The sequence below is a fragment of the Streptococcus mitis genome, assembly GCF_023109105.1.
Lineage (GTDB): Bacteria > Bacillota > Bacilli > Lactobacillales > Streptococcaceae > Streptococcus > Streptococcus mitis_BW.
This window is the reverse complement of sequence record NZ_JALDTZ010000008.1, coordinates 22,977-40,509: the sequence shown is the minus strand read 5'-3', so window position 1 is coordinate 40,509 and position 17,533 is coordinate 22,977. Positions and strand designations below refer to the sequence as shown.

The window sequence follows — 17,533 nt, the reverse complement described above, 5'->3', positions numbered from 1 at the left end:
GCTCTTGATGATTGCAAATGAAAATTAGGTATAAAAAATGACATACGAAGTAAAATCTCTTAATGAAGAATGTGGTGTTTTCGGTATCTGGGGGCATCCAGATGCTGCTAAATTGACCTATTTTGGGCTCCACAGTCTTCAGCACCGTGGTCAGGAGGGGGCAGGAATCCTCTCCAATGATCAGGGGCAATTGAAGCGCCATCGTGATATGGGCCTTCTTTCAGAAGTCTTCAGAAATCCTGCTAATTTGGATAAATTGACAGGAACTGGTGCGATTGGGCATGTGCGTTACGCGACTGCTGGCGAAGCTTCTGTAGATAACATCCAGCCCTTCCTCTTCCGTTTTCACGATATGCAGTTTGGCTTGGCTCATAATGGAAATCTAACCAATGCGGCCTCTCTTAAGAAAGAACTGGAACAAAGAGGAGCGATTTTCAGCGCGACTTCGGACTCGGAAATCTTGGCTCATCTCATTCGTCGCAGTCATAATCCGAACTTGATGGGCAAAATCAAGGAAGCACTCAGTCTTGTCAAAGGTGGCTTTGCTTATATCTTGATGTTTGAAGATAAGTTGATTGCGGCTCTTGACCCCAATGGTTTCCGTCCCCTTTCTATCGGGAAAATGGCTAACGGAGCAGTCGTAGTGTCATCTGAAACCTGTGCTTTTGAGGTTATTGGTGCAGAATGGATTCGCGATTTGAAGCCAGGTGAGATTGTGATTATTGATGACAAGGGCATCCAGTATGACAGCTATACAGATGATACTCAGCTCGCGATTTGTTCTATGGAGTATATCTATTTTGCCCGCCCGGATTCTAATATCCATGGTGTCAATGTCCATACTGCTCGTAAGAGAATGGGAGCGCAACTAGCCCGTGAATTCAAGCATGAAGCGGATATTGTGGTCGGTGTGCCCAACTCTTCACTCAGCGCAGCCATGGGCTTTGCGGAAGAATCCGGTCTGCCAAATGAAATGGGTCTCATCAAGAACCAATATACGCAACGGACATTTATCCAGCCAACTCAAGAATTGCGTGAGCAAGGGGTTCGGATGAAACTTTCTGCCGTTTCTGGCGTCGTGAAGGGCAAGCGTGTGGTTATGATTGATGACTCTATTGTACGTGGAACAACATCTCGTCGTATCGTTCAGCTCTTGAAAGAAGCGGGTGCGACTGAAGTTCACGTTGCCATTGGTAGTCCAGCGCTAGCTTATCCATGTTTCTACGGGATTGATATCCAGACCCGTCAGGAACTGATTGCGGCTAATCATACGGTCGAAGAAACGCGCCAAATCATTGGGGCGGACAGTCTGACTTACCTTTCTGTTGAAGGTTTAATTGATTCGATTGGGATTGAAACAGATGCGCCAAATGGCGGTCTCTGTGTCGCTTACTTTGACGGTGACTACCCAACACCTCTCTATGATTACGAAGAAGACTACCGTAGAAGTTTGGAAGAAAAGACTAGTTTTTACAAATAGACGGATAAAGATTCTCCATTAAAGGAAAGGAAGAGGAGACAAAATGACAAATAAAAATGCTTATGCCTCACGTCTCACTACTGACTAAAAGCTAAAGCATTTGTCAGTAGACGCTTTGCCTTATGGGGCCAAAACTAGAGCCCTGACTAGTATTTTTAGATAAAATAATTATTTATCTAAAAATACGTCGCACTCTTCTCAAAGAAAAGGAATATAAAAATGACAAATAAGAATGCTTATGCTCAATCTGGTGTGGATGTTGAAGCGGGTTATGAAGTTGTTGAACGGATCAAAAAGCATGTAGCTCGTACGGAGCGTGCAGGTGTCATGGGAGCTCTTGGTGGCTTTGGTGGTATGTTTGACCTTTCAAAAACAGGTGTCAAAGAGCCTGTTTTGATCTCAGGTACAGATGGTGTCGGTACTAAACTCATGCTGGCTATCAAGTACGACAAGCATGATACTATCGGTCAAGACTGTGTGGCTATGTGCATCAATGACATCATCGCTGCAGGTGCGGAACCTCTCTACTTCCTAGACTATATCGCAACTGGGAAAAATGAACCGGCTAAACTAGAACAGGTTGTTGCTGGTGTGGCTGAAGGATGTGTTCAAGCTGGTGCAGCTCTCATTGGTGGTGAAACAGCTGAAATGCCTGGTATGTACGGTGAAGACGACTATGACTTGGCTGGTTTTGCGGTAGGAGTAGCTGAAAAATCTCAAATCATTGACGGTTCAAAAGTGGCAGAAGGTGATGTTCTGCTCGGACTTGCTTCAAGTGGGATTCACTCAAATGGTTACTCTCTCGTTCGTCGTGTCTTTGCGAATTACACAGGTGAGGAAGTCCTTCCAGAATTGGAAGGAAAGAAACTCAAAGAAGTGCTGCTTGAGCCGACTCGTATCTATGTCAAGGCTGTCTTGCCCCTTATCAAGGAAGGCTTGGTCAACGGTATTGCCCACATTACAGGTGGTGGCTTTATTGAGAATGTCCCTCGCATGTTTGCAGATGACCTAGCTGCAGAGATTGATGAAAGCAAAGTTCCAGTCTTACCAATCTTCAAAGCCCTTGAAAAATACGGTCAGATCAAGCATGAGGAAATGTTTGAAATCTTCAATATGGGTGTGGGACTCATGCTGGCAGTTAGCCCTGAAAATGTAAGTCGAATCAAGGAATTATTGGATGAACCAGTCTATGAAATTGGTCGCATCGTCAAGAAAGAAAACGAAAGTGTCATCATCAAATGAAAAAAATAGCGGTTTTTGCCTCTGGTAATGGCTCAAATTTTCAGGTGATTGCCGAAGAATTTCCAGTGGAGTTTGTCTTTTCAGATCATCGTGACGCCTATGTGCTAGAACGTGCAGACAAGCTCGGCGTTCTGTCCTATGCCTTTGAACTCAAGGAATTTGAGAGCAAGGTAGACTACGAAGCAGCCCTTGTCGAGCTCTTGGATGAGCACCAGATTGACTTGGTTTGTCTAGCAGGCTACATGAAAATAGTTGGCCCAACCTTGTTAGCAGCCTATGAAGGTCGTATCATCAACATTCACCCAGCCTACCTGCCAGAATTTCCAGGAGCTCATGGGATTGAGGATGCTTGGAATGCTGGGGTGGAGCAGTCGGGAGTGACCATTCACTGGGTGGACTCTGGAGTGGATACTGGAAAGGTCATCAAACAAGTCCGTGTGCCAAGACTAGCTGATGATACCATTGACAGTTTTGAAGCTCGCATTCATGAGGCAGAGTACAAGTTGTATCCAGAGGTCATTAGAGAATTGTTGGACAAGTAAATGAAAAAATGGTTGGAAACACTTGCCTTGATTAGCTTGGCAATCATTCTACGTTTACTGGTAAATTTTTTCTTCCCAGAGATTCCCTATTGGGGGAGATTTTTACTGACAGTAATTTTGGGAGTCGTGGTAATCGTCTCCCTATACTTTATGAATCGAAAAATGCGTAGGTAGAGAGTTTGAAAATGAAAGGAGAAAACATGACTAAACGCGCACTAATTAGTGTCTCAGACAAAGCGGGCATTGTTGAATTTGCCCAAGAACTTAAAAAACTTGGTTGGGATATTATCTCGACGGGTGGGACCAAGGTTGCCCTTGATACTGCAGGGGTGGAGACTATTGCCATCGATGATGTGACTGGTTTCCCGGAAATGATGGATGGTCGTGTCAAAACTCTCCATCCAAATATCCACGGTGGTCTCCTCGCTCGTCGTGATTTGGATAGTCACCTGGAAGCAGCCAAGGACAATCAGATAGAGCTCATTGATCTTGTGGTGGTAAACCTTTACCCATTTAAGGAAACCATCCTCAAACCAGACGTGACTTATGCTGACGCGGTGGAAAACATCGATATCGGTGGTCCATCAATGCTTCGTTCCGCAGCTAAGAATCACGCTAGCGTAACAGTTGTAGTAGACCCTGCTGACTATACGGTTGTACTTGACGAATTGTCAGCAAATGGTGAGACAACTTACGAAACTCGTCAACGTTTGGCAGCAAAAGTATTCCGTCACACAGCTGCTTATGATGCTTTGATTGCGGCATACTTCACAGCTCAAGTGGGTGAAGATAAACCTGAAAAACTCACTTTGACTTATGACCTCAAGCAACCGATGCGTTACGGGGAAAATCCTCAACAAGATGCTGATTTCTACCAAAAGGCCTTGCCGACGGATTACTCGATTGCTTCAGCTAAACAGCTCAACGGTAAAGAATTGTCCTTCAATAATATCCGTGACGCTGATGCTGCGATTCGTATCATCCGTGATTTCAAAGATCGTCCAACCGTTGTGGCTTTGAAACACATGAACCCATGTGGAATTGGTCAGGCTGAAGACATCGAAACGGCTTGGGACTACGCTTATGAATCTGACCCAGTGTCTATCTTTGGTGGTATCGTCGTTCTCAACCGTGAGGTTGACGCTGCAACAGCTACGAAAATGCACAGTGTTTTCCTTGAAATTATCATCGCACCAAGCTATACAGACGAAGCACTTGAAATCTTGACAACAAAGAAGAAAAACTTGCGTATCCTTGCCTTGCCATTCGATGCTCAAGATGCCAGCGAAGCAGAAGCAGAATACACTGGTGTTGTTGGTGGACTTCTCGTTCAAAACCAAGACGTTGTTAAAGAAAGTCCAGCTGACTGGCAAGTGGTTACCAAACGCCAACCAACTGAGACAGAAGCAACAGCTCTTGAATTTGCTTGGAAAGCCATCAAGTACGTCAAATCAAACGGTATTATCGTGACTAACGACCACATGACACTTGGTGTTGGTCCTGGTCAAACTAACCGTGTGGCTTCTGTCCGTATCGCCATTGACCAAGCTAAAGATCGTCTTGACGGCGCTGTTCTTGCTTCAGATGCCTTCTTCCCGTTTGCAGATAACGTGGAAGAAATCGCTAAAGCAGGTATCAAGGCTATCATCCAACCAGGTGGATCAGTCCGTGACCAAGAGTCAATCGAAGCAGCAGACAAATATGGCTTGACCATGGTCTTCACAGGCGTGAGACATTTTAGACATTAAAAAACAAAAGGGAGGAAAACAGTTTCTTTCCCTTTTTTGATTAAAAATGCTTAACGAAACAAGATTAAAACGAACGTTTGTGGTATAATGTTAATAAATAATTCGCAAAAGAGGTTAAGAGATGAAACTGCTTGTTGTCGGTTCAGGTGGTCGTGAACATGCGATTGCTAAGAAGTTGCTGGAATCAAAGGATGTTGAGCAAGTTTTCGTGGCTCCTGGAAATGACGGGATGCGATTAGATGGACTTGATTTGGTAAATATTTCTATTTCCGAACATTCTAAGCTGATTGACTTTGTAAAAGCCAACGATGTTGCTTGGGCCTTTATCGGTCCAGACGATGCCCTTGCGGCTGGTATCGTGGATGATTTCAATGCGGCAGGACTAAAGGCTTTTGGTCCGACCAAGGCTGCGGCTGAGCTGGAATGGTCTAAGGATTTTGCCAAGGAAATCATGGTCAAATACGGCGTTCCGACAGCAGCCTATGGAACATTCTCAGATTTTGAGGAAGCTAAGGCATATATCGAAAAGCATGGGGCACCTATCGTGGTCAAGGCGGATGGTTTGGCCCTTGGGAAAGGTGTCGTCGTTGCTGAGACAGTCGAGCAAGCGGTCGAAGCCGCTCACGAGATGCTATTGGACAATAAATTCGGTGACTCAGGTGCGCGTGTGGTCATCGAGGAATTCCTTGAAGGAGAGGAATTTTCACTCTTTGCTTTTGTTAATGGCGACAAGTTTTATATCATGCCGACAGCACAAGACCACAAACGTGCCTACGATGGCGATAAGGGGCCTAACACGGGTGGTATGGGTGCCTATGCGCCAGTTCCTCACTTGCCACAGAGCGTGGTTGACACGGCGGTTGACACCATTGTCAAGCCAGTTCTCGAAGGCATGATCAAAGAAGGTTGTCCTTATCTGGGTGTTCTTTACGCAGGGCTTATCTTGACAGCTAATGGGCCGAAGGTCATCGAGTTCAACGCTCGTTTCGGAGATCCTGAAACTCAGATTATCTTGCCTCGTTTGACATCTGATTTTGCACAAAATATCACGGATATCCTCGATGGTAAGGAGCCAACCATCACCTGGACAGACAAGGGTGTGACTCTGGGTGTGGTTGTAGCTTCAAACGGCTACCCGCTAGATTATGAAAAGGGTGTTGCATTGCCAGCTAAGACAGAAGGCGATATCATCACTTACTATGCAGGGGCCAAGTTTGCGGAAAATAGCAGAGCACTGCTATCGAATGGCGGCCGAGTTTACATGCTAGTCACCACAGCAGACACCGTCAAAGACGGCCAAAACACCATCTACCAAGAACTCGCCCAACAAAAAACAGAAGGACTCTTTTACCGAAAAGATATCGGAAGCAAGGCCATAAAAGATTAACAGACATATTTGCCATGGCGAGCGAAAGCGAGCCAAAGTAAGATAACGGTCGCCGTGGTGAAAAGACCAGAACAATTTCTGTTCTGGTCGGGGGAAGCTTTGAGACCCTAGGTTCAAAGTTTAGGAATGAAACCGAAGGTTTGCTTCCGTCCCCACTACCTAAGACCATTATCAAAAAAGAAGAAAAAAGGAAAAATTATGACTAAACCAATTATTTCCATCATCATGGGCTCAAAATCCGACTGGGCAACCATGCAAAAAACAGCAGAAGTCCTAGACCGCTTCGGCGTTGCTTACGAAAAGAAGGTTGTCTCTGCCCACCGTACGCCAGACCTCATGTTCAAGCATGCAGAAGAAGCACGTAGCCGTGGCATCAAGGTCATCATCGCAGGAGCAGGTGGCGCAGCCCATTTGCCAGGTATGGTTGCGGCTAAAACTACTCTTCCAGTCATCGGGGTTCCAGTCAAATCACGTGCCCTTAGCGGTGTGGATTCACTTTATTCTATCGTTCAGATGCCAGGTGGAGTACCAGTTGCGACCATGGCTATCGGTGAAGCGGGTGCGACTAACGCTGCCCTCTTTGCCCTCCGTCTCCTGTCGGTAGAGGATCAGGATATCGCGACAGCTTTGGCAGATTTCGCAGAAGAACAAGGAAAAATCGCAGAGGAGTCGACAAATGAGCTCATCTAAAACAATCGGAATTATCGGTGGCGGTCAGCTTGGTCAGATGATGGTCATTTCTGCTATCTACATGGGGCACAAGGTTATCGCGCTGGATCCTGCGGCGGATTGTCCAGCCTCTCGAGTGGCGGAAATCATCGTGGCGCCTTATAACGATGTAGATGCCCTCCGTCAGTTGGCTGAGCGTTGCGATGTCCTGACCTATGAGTTTGAAAATGTCGATGCTGACGGTCTGGATGCTGTCATCAAGGATGGACAACTTCCACAAGGAACAGACCTACTCCGCATCTCCCAAAATCGGATTTTTGAAAAAGACTTTTTGTCAAATAAGGCTCAAGTAACGGTGGCTCCTTACAAGGTTGTGACCTCAAGCCAAGATTTGGCAGATATCGACTTGTCAAAAAACTATGTCCTCAAGACTGCGACAGGTGGTTACGATGGCCATGGTCAAAAGGTCATTCGCTCAGAAGCAGATTTGGCAGAAGCCTATGCGCTAGCAGATTCAGCAGACTGCGTTTTGGAAGAATTTGTCAATTTTGACCTTGAAATTTCTGTCATAGTATCTGGTAATGGCAAATATGTGACGGTTTTCCCAGTTCAGGAAAATATCCACCGAAACAACATTCTTTCAAAAACCATTGTGCCTGCTAGCATTTCAGAAAGTTTAGCTGAAAAAGCCAAAGCCATGGCAGTGCGAATTGCAGAACAGCTGAACCTATCTGGAACCCTTTGCGTGGAAATGTTTGCGACAGCTGATGACATCATTGTCAATGAGATTGCCCCACGTCCACACAACTCAGGTCACTATTCAATTGAAGCTTGTGACTTTTCACAGTTTGACACCCATATCTTGGGTGTTCTCGGAGCACCATTACCTACTATCAAACTACATGCGCCAGCCGTCATGCTCAATGTTCTCGGTCAGCATGTCGAGGACGCTGAAAAATATGTCACAGAAAATCCAAGCGCCCACCTCCACATGTATGGTAAAATAGAAGCGAAGCACAACCGCAAGATGGGACATGTGACTTTATTTAGTGATGTGCCGGATAGTGTGGTTGAGCTCGGGAAAGGGATAGATTTTTAGGAGAAACCTATGATTCAAATCATCGTAAATGCATTTGTCGAAAAAGAGAAGACTGGGGCAGTCGTCGAAGTCTTGTATGCTAGTAGCGATCATGAAAAAGTGAAAGCTAAGTATGAAGAGTTGATTGCTCAGTATCCTGATAACTATTTAGCTATCTATGATCTACCGCTTGATACGGATTTGAATACACTAGATCACTATCCGTCTGTATGGATTGGGAAAGAAGAGTTTGAATAGGGAACTTCATTCACTTAGCTAGCTAATGCCCAAAAGGTTAAGAAGAAAGGAAAATAAAATTACATGATTGATAGATATAGTCGCCCTGAGATGGCGAACATTTGGAGTGAAGAAAATAAATACCGTGCTTGGCTTGAGGTGGAAATCTTGGCTGATGAGGCATGGGCTGAGTTGGGGGAAATCCCTAAGGAAGATGTGGCTTTGATTCGCGAGAAAGCGGACTTTGACATCGACCGTATTTTGGAGATTGAGCAGGAGACTCGCCACGATGTGGTGGCCTTCACGCGTGCGGTTTCTGAGACTCTTGGTGAGGAGCGCAAGTGGGTTCACTATGGCTTGACCTCTACTGACGTGGTGGATACGGCCTACGGTTACCTCTACAAGCAGGCTAACGACATCATCCGTCGTGACCTTGAAAACTTCACCAATATCATCGCTGATAAGGCGAAAGAGCACAAATTCACCATCATGATGGGTCGTACCCACGGGGTGCACGCTGAGCCGACGACTTTTGGTCTTAAATTAGCCACTTGGTACAGCGAAATGAAGCGCAATATCGAGCGTTTCGAGCATGCGGCTGCTGGTGTAGAAGCTGGTAAGATCTCTGGTGCGGTTGGGAACTTTGCCAACATCCCACCATTTGTGGAGCAATACGTCTGCGATAAGCTTGGCATCCGTGCTCAAGAAATCTCTACACAGGTCCTTCCTCGTGACCTTCACGCTGAGTATTTTGCAGTTCTTGCTAGCATCGCAACTTCTATCGAGCGTATGGCAACGGAGATCCGTGGATTGCAAAAATCTGAACAACGCGAAGTGGAAGAATTCTTTGCTAAAGGTCAAAAAGGTTCATCTGCAATGCCTCACAAACGCAACCCAATCGGTTCTGAAAACATGACAGGTCTTGCGCGTGTTATCCGTGGTCACATGGTAACAGCTTATGAGAACGTAGCCCTTTGGCACGAACGTGATATCTCTCACTCATCAGCTGAGCGTATCATCACACCAGACACGACTATTTTGATCGACTACATGCTCAACCGTTTTGGAAACATCGTCAAGAACTTGACAGTCTTTCCAGAAAACATGATTCGCAACATGAACTCAACCTTTGGTCTTATCTTTAGCCAACGTGCTATGTTGACTTTGATTGAGAAAGGGATGACCCGTGAGCAAGCCTATGATTTGGTGCAACCAAAAACAGCCCACTCTTGGGACAATCAAGTAGACTTTAAACCCCTTCTCGAAGCAGATCCAGAGGTGACATCACGCCTCACTCAAGAGGAAATAGACGAAATCTTTAACCCTCTTTACTACACTAAACGAGTGGATGATATCTTTGACCGTCTAGGACTTGGTGATTAATTAAAAAATAAACAGCGAGGTTCACAATCTCGCTGTTTTTTATCACTCTGAACATCAAAAAAGAAAGGACGAAATTTGTCCTTTCTCGAGATTAGCTTTTTTTCAACCCACTACAGTTGACAAAGAGCTGTTTATTGTTTATCGAAAAGACTTAGTCTTCTTTTCTTTTAGTTAGTCCATAGGCTGCTAATGTGGCCATGAGTCCTGCTACGACCAAGCCTGCAGAATCGTGACTTCCTGTTTCAGGAAGTTTTTTCTCTGTTGCCACAGAAGCTGGACCTTGAGGAAGAGCTTTGTTTTCCTCAGCAGGAACAGTTGTTGGAGCTGGTTTACTTGGAATTTCTAATTTTGGTTTTTCTTCTGCCGCAGGAGTTGGCACACTTGGGATTTCTTGTGCTGGTTTTTCTTCTTTGACAGCCGCTTGTCCATATTCACCACCTACATGTGTTACAAGGGTTCCGACTTCGACTATTTGTGTAACGGCTTCCTGTGCTACGACACTTGTAACCAATGTTCTAACTTCAGTTCCGTCTGCAGCCGTAGTTACAGAATAGAAATGACTTATACGACCGTTTACACCTTCTGTTACGACACGGGATTGTCCTTTAGGCAATTGATCAGTTTCACGAGTCACTGTGGTAAACGGAATTTCTTCCTCTTGGATATCTAGTCTAGGTTTTGCCTCAGTAGTTGCTGCAAGACCACTTTCATCACCCTTGTGGGTTACAGGAGCACCGACTTCGACAACTTGGTCCATAGATTCTTTGGTTATTTGACTATCTAGAACGGTTTCTGTTGATTTCCCATTTTCTGTAAGAACAGAGATGTAAGAAGTGCGTTCACCTAGAACTCCAGTTTTGACAACTTTTTCTTGACCTGCTGGGAGGTTCGGATTTTCTTTTCGAATGACTTTAAATGGAATGCTTTCTGTCTTCACAACTAGTTCAGGTTTGTTTTCAACGCTAGCAGCCACTTCGTTTTCATCTAGGCTTCCTGAGTGAGTTGCAGCTGGTTTGAGACCTTGAAGAGCGACCTTGAGCTTACCTACTAGTGCGTCTAATTCAGCTTGTTTGCTACGGTTGAGGTTAAGATTCAGTCCATCTTTTGCAGCCTTGAGTGCTACTAGGCTTTATGTGCTGTATCCGTCTAAGTTTGTAGAAATTTTAGCTAATTCTTCGCGGAGAGCATTATAATTAGCACGGAAGTAGTCTTTGTTGTGGTCTGCAAAGGCAGTCATGAGTTCAAAGATTTCTTCCTCCTTATACTCAGCGCTTGGTTTATCTGCCCAGATAGCAAGCATACTTCCAACTGTTGGAAGGTCTACTTCAGGATATTTGGTAGAAGCAAGCTGGTTAAATGGCACTTTACCAGAGTTTTCAATCGCCTTTGATAGTGGGTAGGCTTCGTCTGCTTTGTGATTACCTAAAACATAGTACCAATCTCCGTTGGTATTGAGAAGTTTGTAGCCTTTACTTGCAAGATACTGAGGAGTTGCAAGGTTGTAGCCCCACCAGCCTTTAGACCAGTAAGAAATCAAGACATCTTTGTCAAACTGAACATCGTCCTTGTCTTCATAGTAGAAGCCATCGTTGAAGGCCATTGGTTGAAGCCCTCTTTCCTTAGCCATAGCAGCTAGGCTGTTAGAATAATCTGCGAACTTGTTATAGAGGCCATACCATTTAAGGTAGTACCAACCTTGGGCATTCGTTGCATCATTGGCATATTCATCTGTACCATAGTTAAAAATCTTTGATTTATCAGCAAAGTAATCCATGTACTTGCCGATAAGGGCTTTGGTAAATCCAACTGCTTCTTGATTTTCAAGATCCATGGTTGTTTTTGAAACCTTATCAAAGTTGGCTTGAGGATTCTTGATGCCCAATTTTTCCATGGCAACCAGCATAGCATCTATGTGACCTGGGCTGTTGATAGCTGGGATGAGACCAATCCCTTTAGATTTAGAGTATTCAATTAATTCTGTTACTTCTGCTTGTGTCAGTGAAGTTCCATTCGGATCATCGTAGTAAGCTTTTGTTCCTTGGATGATGGCATTTTTTACGTCATCACTAGCATAGGTTTTTCCGTTGGCAGTAATGGTCATATCATCGAGTAGGAAACGAAGGCCATCATTTCCTAGAAGGAGATGGGCATCAGAATAGCCGAGCTCGCTGGCCTTGTCTACGATGCGTTTGAGTTGATCTAAAGAGAAGTATTTGCGACCTGCATCGATGGAAATGACTTTATTCTTATTAAGTTTTTCAAGTTCACGTTTAGCATCTTCTTCTTTTTGAGCTTCTGGTGTGAAGGTCAAATTGCTGACTGCTTCTTGAAGTTTTGCGATTGCTTGGTCAATCGTGTCTTGTTGAGCACGGCTGAGATTGCTATCAAGTGAACGGATGGTTTTTTCTGCCTCTTTGACTGCAGTAACGCTTTCTGTTGTGTAGCGCTTGAGGTCTGCTGGAATTTCTTTTAGTGCTTGTTCAGCAGACTGGTAGTCTGCAGCGAAGTATTCAGCATTGGCATTTGCAAAATGACGCATGAGTTTGAAGAGGTGAGATGGGGAATAACGTGCAGATGGTGTATCAGCCCAAGCAGCTACCATACCACCGATGAATGGAATAGTTGCTCCGTCGGATTTTGGCACAGCAGTGATTGGTGTATTTTTAATACCATTGAGACCCTGATCAAGATTGTACCAACCTTGGCCATCAGCATTTCTCCCAAGAACATAGTACCAAGCATCGTTAGTGTTTAGGATTTGGTGACCTTTTTCTACTAGAAGTTTAGAAGAAGCGACGTCGTAACCTCCCCAGCCACCAGTCAACATTGAAACGATGATGTCTTTGTCAAAACTACCAAAGCTTGTATCGCTATTATAGTAGATACCATCGTTGAAGGCCATTGGTTTGAGACCGCGTGATTTCACGATTTGGGCTAGATCATTGGCGTAAGAGATGAATTTTTCATATCCTTTTCAGGGTAACCTTCGTTTGGATAGTATTTATCAGCTTGAAGAACGCTCCAACCTTTAGCGTTTGTTGCGTCATTGGCATATTCATCAAGTCCGATGTTGAATATTTCAGACTTGCCAGCAAAGTAGGCTGCGTATTTGTCAATCAGAGCTTTTGTAAAATCGACTGCTTGTTTATTATTTAAGTCAACAGTTCGTTCAGATTTTTTACCAAAATAATCAAAGTTAGGATTTTCAATGCCAAGTTCTTTCATAGCATGAAGAATAGCATCCATATGTCCAGGGCTATTGACAGTTGGAATCACACCAATTCCCTTATCTTTGGCATAATTAATTAAATCTGTCATCTGACTTTCAGTGAGATGGTTCCCATTTGGATCATTGTAATAAGCATTTGTTCCATGTTCAATAGCGCGTTTGACATCATCGCTAGAGTAGGTTTTATCGCCCACTTTCATAGACATATCATCTAGCATGAAACGGAGGCCATCGTTACCTACCAAGAGATGAAGATCTGTGTAACCATATTCTTTCGCTTTGTCAATGATTTCTTTGAGTTGTTCAGGTGAAAAATATTTACGTCCGGCATCAATTGAAACGATTTTTCGTTTAGCTAATTTTTCATTTTGAGTTGCAGCGCGTTCCTTTCCTGCCTCTGTTGCTGGTTTATCAGCCTCTGCTTTCGTTTCATCTTTTTTAGCATCTTTTTCAGCTGGTTTATCCTTGCCAGCTTCTGACTTATCAGTCTTATCTATGTTAGACTCTTTAGAATCAGCCTCTTTCAGCTCTTCCTTTTTAGGGCTAACTTCCTCCGCCTTTTTATCAGCAGTAGCAGAAGTTAGCACTTTTTCTTTATCACTAGGAGTAAAGCCTTCTTCCTCCTGCGGTTTCTCCTCTGTTTTTGAAAGACTAGCTAGCTTATCAGTAGCTGAAGTTTCTGCTTCTACAGTTTTTGGAGCTTCTGATTGAAGCTCTGCTTTAGGTTTTTCCTCAGTAGTCAGATTTTCAGATGCTTGAGGGGAATCGGAAACCGTATGGATGGTTGGTTGGTTTTCCGTAGTAGGAGTCATTCCATCGGCTGCAACAGCTTGTGCTTGGAAAGTAAATCCTATTAGAACAGAAGCTGCTCCTACCGCGTATTTACGAATGGAAAAACGCTGTTGTTTTTCTTATTTCATTGCAAAACCTCCTGATTGCATTTTGATATTAATAACGTTTACACAATTCAACAATTTTGTTTTATTTATTATGTTAACAGGAGTCAAGTAGGATTGCTTTAAAGCTATAATAAGTATAAAAACTAATCAAAATTAAACAAAGAATTCTATTAATTGATATATGCATATATAGTGTAATTCAATCCTATTTCTATAAAATATTCTACAAAATATAGAAGGTTATACAAAAAAGTAAGCGCTTTCCTTTTATTGTGGTATAATGTGTATAGAAGAAAGCCTAAGCAGTGCTCAGGCTTTTCTTCTTAGTGATCACGGTCACATGAAATGAATTTGATTTTGTAGTAATCCGCTCGTTTATATGTTTCGCTGTATGCGAGAACTTGACCAGTAGACTCTAGTTTAGTAGTCTTGGTTTGTAAAACGGTTGGGAATTGTTCATCGACTCCGAGGACCGAAGCCACATGTTCTGGAGTTGGAAATGCTATTTCATTGATTTCTTCAAAATGTTCATCATTCATGTGAATGTGGTAATCCAATTTGAAACGGTTATAGATAGAGCTATAATATTCAAGATTTGGATAATTTGCGTTGATGTATTGTTCTGGAATGTAAGATGTATGGTAGATGTACACAACACCACCTGTTTCGCGAACGCGTTCAATCTTGTAGTAGAACTGATCTCCGCGTAGTCCAAGTTTTTCTAAGTAGCTTAGTTTGTTTCCACGCTCAATAGAAAGGACGGTAACTTTATCATCTTTAGTTTCAAAAACTTCTACATCTGAAAACTCTACGAGTTTGTGTTTGCGTGCGCGTGAAACGAATGTACCTTTTCCTTGTTGGCGGACAATATAGCCATCCTTGGCAAGGTCGTTTAAGGCACGAACAACTGTGATAGAACTTACATCATACATTGCAATCAATTCAGCTTCAGTGTAGAATTTATCTCCACTAGCAAATTGACCAGAAATGATTTTGTTCTTTAACTCATCTTTAATATATTGATACTTTGGAATTGCCATATTTTCACCTCGATTTTCCTTCTCCGTTAAAGATTTTACCATAAAACTGGAAAGAATAGTAGCCTTTTGAATAAAAAAATTAGAATAATAGGCTATAAGGTTAATTTACATAGGAATAAATAGAAAAATCTACATTTTTATACATGGTGCTAAAATGTTGTTATGACTATAGATTACGAGATTTTTATAAGTTTTTTGTGTAAAATTTAGTGAAAAATGAAAAAAATCGTGAAAACCTATTGACAAATGCAAGATATTGAGATATATTTACTATATCAACAAATGAAAGCGTAAACTTTAATTGTCAGAAGGTAAGAATATGACACGATTTGAGATACGGGATGATTTTTATCTCGATGGAAAATCATTTAAGATTTTATCTGGCGCCATTCATTATTTTAGGGTTCCTCCAGAAGATTGGTATCATTCGCTCTATAACTTGAAGGCTCTTGGTTTTAATACAGTAGAGACTTATGTGGCTTGGAATTTACACGAGCCTCGTGAGGGTGAATTTCACTTTGAAGGGGCTCTGGATTTGGAGCGATTTCTTCAGACAGCACAAGATTTAGGTCTCTATGCGATTGTTCGTCCGTCACCCTTCATCTGTGCGGAGTGGGAATTCGGTGGTTTACCAGCTTGGCTTTTAACCAAAGATATGAGGCTTCGTTCCTCAGATCCTGCTTATATTGAAGCTGTCGGTCGCTATTATGACCAGCTCTTGTCACGGTTGGTTCCACATTTGTTGGACAATGGTGGCAACATCCTCATGATGCAGGTTGAAAATGAGTATGGTTCTTATGGAGAAGATAAGGCTTATCTAAGAGCCATTCGACAGTTGATGGAAGAGCGTGGCGTAACCTGTCCCCTCTTTACATCAGATGGTCCATGGCGAGCTACTCTGAAAGCTGGAACCTTAATCGAAGATGACCTCTTTGTGACAGGGAACTTTGGTTCTAAGGCACCTTATAACTTTTCACAGATGCAGGAATTCTTTGATGAGCATGGTAAGAAATGGCCACTCATGTGTATGGAGTTCTGGGATGGCTGGTTCAATCGTTGGAAAGAACCGATTATCACACGGGATCCGAAAGAATTGGCAGAAGCTGTTCGAGAGGTATTGGAGCAAGGCTCTATTAACCTTTACATGTTCCACGGTGGTACAAACTTCGGATTCATGAATGGTTGCTCGGCTCGAGGAACTTTGGACCTACCACAAGTTACATCTTATGATTACGATGCCCTTCTGGATGAAGAAGGAAATCCAACTGCCAAATATCTGGCAGTCAAGAAGATGATGGCAACACATTTCCCAGAGTATCCGCAGTTAGAACCGCTCTACAAAGAGAGTATGGAGTTGGATGCTATTCCACTAGTTGAAAAAGTTTCCTTGTTTGAAACCTTGGATAGCTTGTCAAGTCCAGTAGAAAGCCTCTATCCTAAAAAGATGGAGGAGTTGGGACAAAGTTATGGCTACCTACTCTACCGAACAGAAACAAACTGGGATGCAGAAGAAGAAAGACTTCGTATCATTGACGGTCGAGATAGGGCTCAGCTTTATGTCGATGGTCAGTGGGTCGAAACCCAATATCAGACAGAGATTGGGGAAGATATTTTTTATCAAGGTGAAAAGAAAGCGCTGTCTAGATTGGATATCTTGGTAGAAAATATGGGGCGTGTCAACTATGGACACAAGTTCTTAGCAGATACGCAACGTAAGGGAATTCGGACAGGGGTTTGTAAGGATTTGCACTTCTTACTAAACTGGAAACACTATCCACTTCCTCTAGACAATCCTGAGAAAATTGATTTTTCAAAAGGATGGGCAGAAGGACAACCAGCCTTTTACGCTTATGACTTTACAGTCCAAGAGCCAAAAGATACTTACCTAGACTTGTCTGAGTTTGGTAAGGGAGTTGCCTTTGTCAATGGGCAGAACCTAGGACGTTTTTGGAACGTCGGCCCAACCCTCTCGCTTTATATTCCTCATAGCTATCTAAAGGAAGGTGCTAACCGCATCATTATCTTTGAAACAGAAGGTGAATATAAAGAAGAGATTCATTTAACTCGTAAACCTACACTAAAACACATAAAGGGGGAAAACTTATGACAATTGTAGGATGCCGTATCGATGGACGTTTGATCCACGGACAAGTAGCCAATCTATGGGCTGGAAAACTAAATGTTTCACGTATTATGGTTGTGGATGACGAAGTTGTCAACAACGACGTTGAAAAGAGTGGTTTGAAACTCGCGACACCACCAGGTGTGAAATTGAGTATTTTGCCAATTGAAAAAGCGGCAGCCAATATTCTTGCTGGTAAATATGATAGCCAACGTCTCTTTATCGTGGCTCGTAAACCAGACCGCTTCCTTGGTTTGGTCGAAGCAGGTGTACCACTTGAAACCCTTAATGTTGGGAATATGTCTCAAACACCAGAAACTCGTTCTATTACACGTTCTATTAACGTAGTAGACAAGGATGTGGAAGATTTCCGCAAACTAGCAGAAAAAGGTGTTAAATTAACTGCTCAAATGGTTCCAAATGATCCAGTTTCAGACTTTTTGAGTTTATTAAAATAGGAAAAAATTTTTAGGAGGT

Annotated in this window: 12 protein-coding genes and 1 pseudogene; 11 read left to right on the top strand and 2 right to left on the bottom strand. The window is 43.2% G+C overall.

Annotated elements, in window-relative coordinates; translation table 11 throughout:
* Positions 1–37: 37 nt before the first annotated feature.
* The 9 genes from purF to purB all read left to right on the top strand — a co-directional run bounded on the left by purF (position 38) and on the right by purB (position 9,766).
* Positions 38–1,480: an amidophosphoribosyltransferase gene (gene purF / locus M1F37_RS06005; RefSeq protein ID WP_247935121.1), complete on the top strand. Its 1,443-nt coding sequence runs from the start codon at positions 38–40 to the stop codon at positions 1,478–1,480.
* A 219-nt stretch (positions 1,481–1,699) separates the two neighbouring features.
* A complete protein-coding gene (purM, locus tag M1F37_RS06000) occupies positions 1,700–2,722 on the top strand; it encodes a phosphoribosylformylglycinamidine cyclo-ligase (RefSeq protein WP_247935120.1) in 1,023 nt (340 codons plus the stop codon).
* Complete coding sequence (gene purN / locus M1F37_RS05995) at positions 2,719–3,264, top strand: phosphoribosylglycinamide formyltransferase (RefSeq protein ID WP_247935119.1); 546 nt, start codon at positions 2,719–2,721, stop codon at positions 3,262–3,264. Before purM ends, purN begins: the two co-directional genes overlap by 4 nt.
* Positions 3,265–3,464: 200 nt before the next feature.
* A complete protein-coding gene (purH, locus tag M1F37_RS05990; RefSeq protein ID WP_247935118.1) occupies positions 3,465–5,012 on the top strand; it encodes a bifunctional phosphoribosylaminoimidazolecarboxamide formyltransferase/IMP cyclohydrolase in 1,548 nt (515 codons plus the stop codon).
* Between the two features lie 121 nt (positions 5,013–5,133).
* A complete protein-coding gene (gene purD / locus M1F37_RS05985; RefSeq protein WP_247935117.1) occupies positions 5,134–6,399 on the top strand; it encodes a phosphoribosylamine--glycine ligase in 1,266 nt (421 codons plus the stop codon).
* 198 nt (positions 6,400–6,597) lie between these two features.
* Positions 6,598–7,089 (top strand): 5-(carboxyamino)imidazole ribonucleotide mutase, encoded by a 492-nt coding sequence (gene purE, locus M1F37_RS05980; RefSeq protein ID WP_247935116.1) that lies wholly within the window; start codon positions 6,598–6,600, stop codon positions 7,087–7,089.
* The gene (purK, locus tag M1F37_RS05975) at positions 7,076–8,167 is read left to right on the top strand and encodes a 5-(carboxyamino)imidazole ribonucleotide synthase (RefSeq protein ID WP_247935115.1); all 1,092 of its coding nucleotides are present in this window, start codon (positions 7,076–7,078) and stop codon (positions 8,165–8,167) included. The genes purE and purK overlap by 14 nt, the downstream gene beginning before the upstream one ends.
* A 9-nt stretch (positions 8,168–8,176) precedes the next feature.
* Entirely contained in the window at positions 8,177–8,404 is a 228-nt protein-coding gene (locus tag M1F37_RS05970; protein WP_247935114.1) for a phosphoribosylaminoimidazole carboxylase, read from the top strand.
* Positions 8,405–8,467: 63 nt separating this feature from the next.
* Positions 8,468–9,766 carry an adenylosuccinate lyase gene (gene purB / locus M1F37_RS05965; RefSeq protein WP_247935113.1) on the top strand — a complete coding sequence of 433 codons (1,299 nt, stop codon included), beginning with the start codon at positions 8,468–8,470 and terminating at the stop codon, positions 9,764–9,766.
* Between the two features lie 151 nt (positions 9,767–9,917).
* Here purB and strH read toward each other — a convergent pair.
* Together strH and M1F37_RS05955 are read right to left on the bottom strand one after the other, a co-directional pair.
* Positions 9,918–13,885 (bottom strand): annotated as a pseudogene (gene strH, locus M1F37_RS05960) (LPXTG-anchored beta-N-acetylhexosaminidase StrH).
* A gap of 332 nt (positions 13,886–14,217) precedes the next feature.
* Positions 14,218–14,934, bottom strand: a complete 717-nt coding sequence (locus tag M1F37_RS05955) for a GntR family transcriptional regulator (protein ID WP_247935112.1) — start codon at positions 14,932–14,934, stop codon at positions 14,218–14,220.
* A gap of 319 nt (positions 14,935–15,253) precedes the next feature.
* Here M1F37_RS05955 and M1F37_RS05950 point away from each other — a divergent pair, with 319 nt between their 5' ends.
* Entirely contained in the window at positions 15,254–17,041 is a 1,788-nt protein-coding gene (locus M1F37_RS05950) for a glycoside hydrolase family 35 protein (protein ID WP_247935111.1), read from the top strand.
* Positions 17,038–17,514: a PTS sugar transporter subunit IIB gene (locus tag M1F37_RS05945; protein ID WP_000156975.1), complete on the top strand. Its 477-nt coding sequence runs from the start codon at positions 17,038–17,040 to the stop codon at positions 17,512–17,514. The genes M1F37_RS05950 and M1F37_RS05945 overlap by 4 nt, the downstream gene beginning before the upstream one ends.
* The last annotated feature ends 19 nt before the right edge of the window (positions 17,515–17,533 follow it).

Excerpts from the sequence above, each read along its gene's own strand:
- purK (WP_247935115.1), top strand. The coding sequence starts at position 7,076 with ATGAGCTCATCTAAAACAATCGGAATTATCGGTGGCGGTCAGCTTGGT.
- purH (WP_247935118.1), top strand. The coding sequence starts at position 3,465 with ATGACTAAACGCGCACTAATTAGTGTCTCAGACAAAGCGGGCATTGTT.
- M1F37_RS05970 (WP_247935114.1), top strand. The coding sequence starts at position 8,177 with ATGATTCAAATCATCGTAAATGCATTTGTCGAAAAAGAGAAGACTGGG.
- purB (WP_247935113.1), top strand. The coding sequence starts at position 8,468 with ATGATTGATAGATATAGTCGCCCTGAGATGGCGAACATTTGGAGTGAA.
- purN (WP_247935119.1), top strand. The coding sequence starts at position 2,719 with ATGAAAAAAATAGCGGTTTTTGCCTCTGGTAATGGCTCAAATTTTCAG.
- purE (WP_247935116.1), top strand. The coding sequence starts at position 6,598 with ATGACTAAACCAATTATTTCCATCATCATGGGCTCAAAATCCGACTGG.
- M1F37_RS05955 (WP_247935112.1), bottom strand. The coding sequence starts at position 14,934 with ATGGCAATTCCAAAGTATCAATATATTAAAGATGAGTTAAAGAACAAA.
- M1F37_RS05945 (WP_000156975.1), top strand. The coding sequence starts at position 17,038 with ATGACAATTGTAGGATGCCGTATCGATGGACGTTTGATCCACGGACAA.
- M1F37_RS05950 (WP_247935111.1), top strand. The coding sequence starts at position 15,254 with ATGACACGATTTGAGATACGGGATGATTTTTATCTCGATGGAAAATCA.
- purD (WP_247935117.1), top strand. The coding sequence starts at position 5,134 with ATGAAACTGCTTGTTGTCGGTTCAGGTGGTCGTGAACATGCGATTGCT.
- purF (WP_247935121.1), top strand. The coding sequence starts at position 38 with ATGACATACGAAGTAAAATCTCTTAATGAAGAATGTGGTGTTTTCGGT.
- purM (WP_247935120.1), top strand. The coding sequence starts at position 1,700 with ATGACAAATAAGAATGCTTATGCTCAATCTGGTGTGGATGTTGAAGCG.